We start from the raw sequence: 3,482 nt of genomic DNA, 5'->3' as shown, positions 1-3,482 counted from the left end.
GGCGTGGACATCGCCAACGTCAAGATGAGCATGAACCCCTTTGACGAAATCGCCGTCGAGGAGGCCGTGCGCCTGAAGGAGAAGGGCGTGGTCAGCGAGATCATCGCCGTCTCCTGCGGTGTCGCCCAGTGCCAGGAAACCCTGCGCACAGCCATGGCCATCGGCGCCGACCGCGCCATCCTGGTGGAGACTGGCGAAGAGCTGCAGCCGCTGGCCGTGGCCAAGCTGCTCAAGGCCCTGGTCGACAAGGAGCAGCCCCAGCTCGTGATCCTGGGCAAGCAGGCGATCGACGACGACGCCAACCAGACCGGCCAGATGCTGGCGGCGCTGGCCGACCTGCCCCAGGCCACCTTTGCCAGCAAGGTCGAGGTTGCCGGCGACAAGGCCACGGTGACGCGCGAGGTCGACGGCGGCCTGGAAACCGAGGAGCTCGGCCTGCCGGCGGTGATCACCACCGACCTGCGCCTGAACGAGCCGCGCTACGTCACCCTGCCCAACATCATGAAGGCGAAGAAGAAGCCGCTCGAGACCCTCAAGCCCGAGGACCTGGGCGTCGACGTCACGCCGCGCCTGAAGACCCTGAAAGTGGCCGAGCCGCCCAAGCGCGGCGCCGGCGTCAAGGTGCCCGATGTCGCCGCCCTGGTCGACAAGCTCAGGAACGAAGCCAAAGTCATTGGATGACGAAATGACCGCCGTGGCTTCGCCACGTCGATGACGCCGCTGGCGCGGCATGACGAATGAAGTATTCGTCCTTCGAGCGCAGCGAAGTCATTCGTCATTCCTCATTGCACAAGATTCCAGGAGATTCAACATGACCGCACTCGTCATCGCCGAACACGACAACAACAGCATCAGGGGCGCCACCCTCAACACCGTCACCGCCGCTGCCGCCTGCGGTGGCGAGGTCCACGTGCTGGTCGCCGGCCACAACGCCGGCGCGGCGGCCCAGGCCGCCAGCCAGATCGCCGGCGTCGCCAAGGTGCTGCACGCCGACGGCGACAGCCTGGCGCATGGCCTGGCCGAGAACCTCGCGGCCCAGGTGCTGCAACTGGCCGGCAACTACAGCCACATCCTGTTTCCCGCCACCGCCAGCGGCAAGAACGTCGCGCCGCGCGTGGCCGCCAGGCTCGACGTCGCACAGATCAGCGACATCACCAGGGTGGACAGCGCCGACACCTTCGAGCGTCCGATCTACGCCGGCAATGCCATCGCCACCGTCCAGAGCCAGGACGCCACCAAGGTGATCACGGTGCGCAGCACCGGCTTCGATGCGGCCGCCGCCAGCGGCGGCAGCGCGGCGGTGGAAAGCGTGGCGGCGGTAGCCGACAGCGGCAAGAGCCGCTTCGTCGGCCAGGAGCTGGCCAAGAGCGACCGGCCCGAGCTGACGGCGGCCAAGGTCATCGTCTCGGGCGGTCGTGCCCTGGGCAGCGCCGAGCAATTCGACGCCGTCCTGACGCCGCTGGCCGACAAGCTGGGCGCCGCCATCGGCGCCAGTCGTGCTGCGGTCGACGCCGGCTACGCCGCCAACGACCTGCAGGTCGGGCAAACCGGCAAGATCGTGGCGCCGCAGCTCTACATCGCCTGCGGCATTTCGGGCGCGATCCAGCACCTGGCCGGCATGAAGGACTCCAAGGTGATCGTGGCGATCAACAAGGACGAGGAGGCGCCGATCTTCAGCGTTGCCGACTATGGCCTGGTCGCCGACCTGTTCCAGGCCGTGCCGGAGCTGGTCAAGGCGCTCTGAGCGCGTGCGGCCGCCCGCTGCGGCGGCCACGTCAGACACCGCCCGCCGATGGCGGGGCAAGCAGATCCGAGATGTCCGAAGGCGTACCTCATTATTCCGCCCTGGTGGCCGAACTGACGCGCGACCACCGCCAGTTGCTGGCGGCCTACGGCGCGCTCAAGCACAGCGCCGAGGCGGGCGATGTCGCCGCCTTCAAGAGTGCGCTGGGCGACTTCAAGGCGTTGCTCGTCCCGCATGTCGTCAAGGAGGCGTACAAGGTCTACACCTACCTGCGCCAGACGCTCAGGCAGAAGCGTGAGCTGGAGGTGTACCAGCGCGTGAATGCCTACAAGAGCGAGATGGGACGCATCGGCGACGCGGCGATCCGCTTCATCGACACCTACAGCGACGCCGACGACGAGACGATCGATTTCCCGCAGGTGCGGGCGGCCCTGCACGAGATCGGACAACTCCTGGGCGACCGGATCCGGCGCGAGGAAGCCGATCTCTACCCGCTCTACAAGACCCTCCACTGAACCCGCATCGGAATCCCACCATGAGCTACCAAGCCCCCGTCAAGGACCTGCTGTTCAACATCGAGCACCTGGCACGCATCGACGAGATCGCCCGCATTCCGGGTTTCGAGGACGCCGGCCTGGAGACGGCGCAGGCCGTGCTGGAGGAATGCGCGCGCTTCAACGAGGGCGTGGTGGCGCCGCTCAACTTCCCGGCCGACCAGGCGCCTTCCAGCCACGCCGGCACCGAGGTGACCACCAGCGCGGGCTTCAGGGAAGCGTACCGCCAGTACATCGAGGGTGGCTGGCAAGGCCTGCAGCACCCGGTGGACTTTGGCGGCCAGGGGCTGCCCAAGACCATCGGTGCGGCGTGCGGCGAGATCCTCAACAGCGCCAGCCTGTCGTTCGCGCTGTGCCCGCTGCTGACCGACGGCGCGATCGAGGCACTGCTGACGGCCGGCAGTGACGCGCTCAAGGCGACCTACCTGGAAAAACTGGTGTCCGGCCAGTGGACCGGCACCATGAACCTGACGGAACCCCAGGCCGGCAGCGACCTGGCAGCCGTGCGCTCGCGCGCCGAGCCGCAGGCGGACGGGACGTACCGGGTCTTCGGCACCAAGATCTTCATCACCTATGGCGAGCACGACATGGCCGAGAACATCGTGCACCTGGTGCTGGCGCGCGTGCAGGGCGCGCCCGAGGGCGTCAAGGGGATCAGCCTGCTCGTGGTGCCGAAGTTCCTGGTGAACGCGGACGGCAGCCTGGGCGAGCGCAACGACGTTTACTGCGTCAGCATCGAGCACAAGCTGGGCATCAAGGCCAGCCCGACGGCGGTGCTGCAGTATGGCGACCACGGCGGCGCCGTGGGCTATCTGGTGGGCGAGGAAAACCGCGGCCTCGAGTACATGTTCATCATGATGAACGCGGCGCGCTACGCGGTCGGCGTGCAGGGCATCGCCATCACCGAGCGCGCCTACCAGCAGGCGCGCGGCTACGCGCGCGAACGCGTGCAAAGCCGTCCGGTCGACGGCAGCGTCAAGGGTGCGGCGACGATCGTGCACCATCCGGACGTGCGCCGCATGCTGATGACCATGCGCGCACTGGCCGAAGGCTGTCGCGCGATGGCGAGCACGGCTGCCGCTGCCTACGATGCCGCGCACCACCACCCGGATGCCGAGGTGCGGCAGCAGAACCAGGCCTTCTACGAATTCATGGTGCCGCTGGTCAAGGGCTACAGCACCGAG

4 protein-coding genes are annotated in these 3,482 nt (G+C 67.7%); all 4 read left to right on the top strand.

From position 1 onward, the window contains the following. The coding region (locus PKA16_RS15710) for an electron transfer flavoprotein subunit beta/FixA family protein (RefSeq protein WP_324404616.1) at window positions 1–681 on the top strand (681 nt) is incomplete at its 5' end. A 130-nt stretch (window positions 682–811) separates the two neighbouring features. Then, window positions 812–1,744 carry an FAD-binding protein gene (locus PKA16_RS15705; RefSeq protein ID WP_324404614.1) on the top strand — a complete coding sequence of 311 codons (933 nt, stop codon included), beginning with the start codon at window positions 812–814 and terminating at the stop codon, window positions 1,742–1,744. Between the two features lie 71 nt (window positions 1,745–1,815). Beyond that, the gene (locus PKA16_RS15700) at window positions 1,816–2,259 is read left to right on the top strand and encodes a hemerythrin domain-containing protein (protein ID WP_324404612.1); all 444 of its coding nucleotides are present in this window, start codon (window positions 1,816–1,818) and stop codon (window positions 2,257–2,259) included. A 20-nt stretch (window positions 2,260–2,279) separates the two neighbouring features. Then, a partial coding sequence (locus PKA16_RS15695; RefSeq protein ID WP_324404611.1) for an acyl-CoA dehydrogenase family protein occupies window positions 2,280–3,482 on the top strand: 1,203 nt, incomplete at its 3' end.

This window comes from Ottowia sp. (assembly GCF_035325765.1).
GTDB lineage: Bacteria > Pseudomonadota > Gammaproteobacteria > Burkholderiales > Burkholderiaceae_C > Ottowia.
The sequence above is the reverse complement of the archived record's forward strand: the minus strand, read 5'-3'. Positions and strand labels throughout refer to the sequence as shown.

What these genes read in the sequence shown, in the direction of transcription:
- PKA16_RS15705 (WP_324404614.1), top strand. Translation starts at nt 812, where the DNA reads ATGACCGCACTCGTCATCGCCGAACACGACAACAACAGCATCAGGGGC.
- PKA16_RS15700 (WP_324404612.1), top strand. Translation starts at nt 1,816, where the DNA reads ATGTCCGAAGGCGTACCTCATTATTCCGCCCTGGTGGCCGAACTGACG.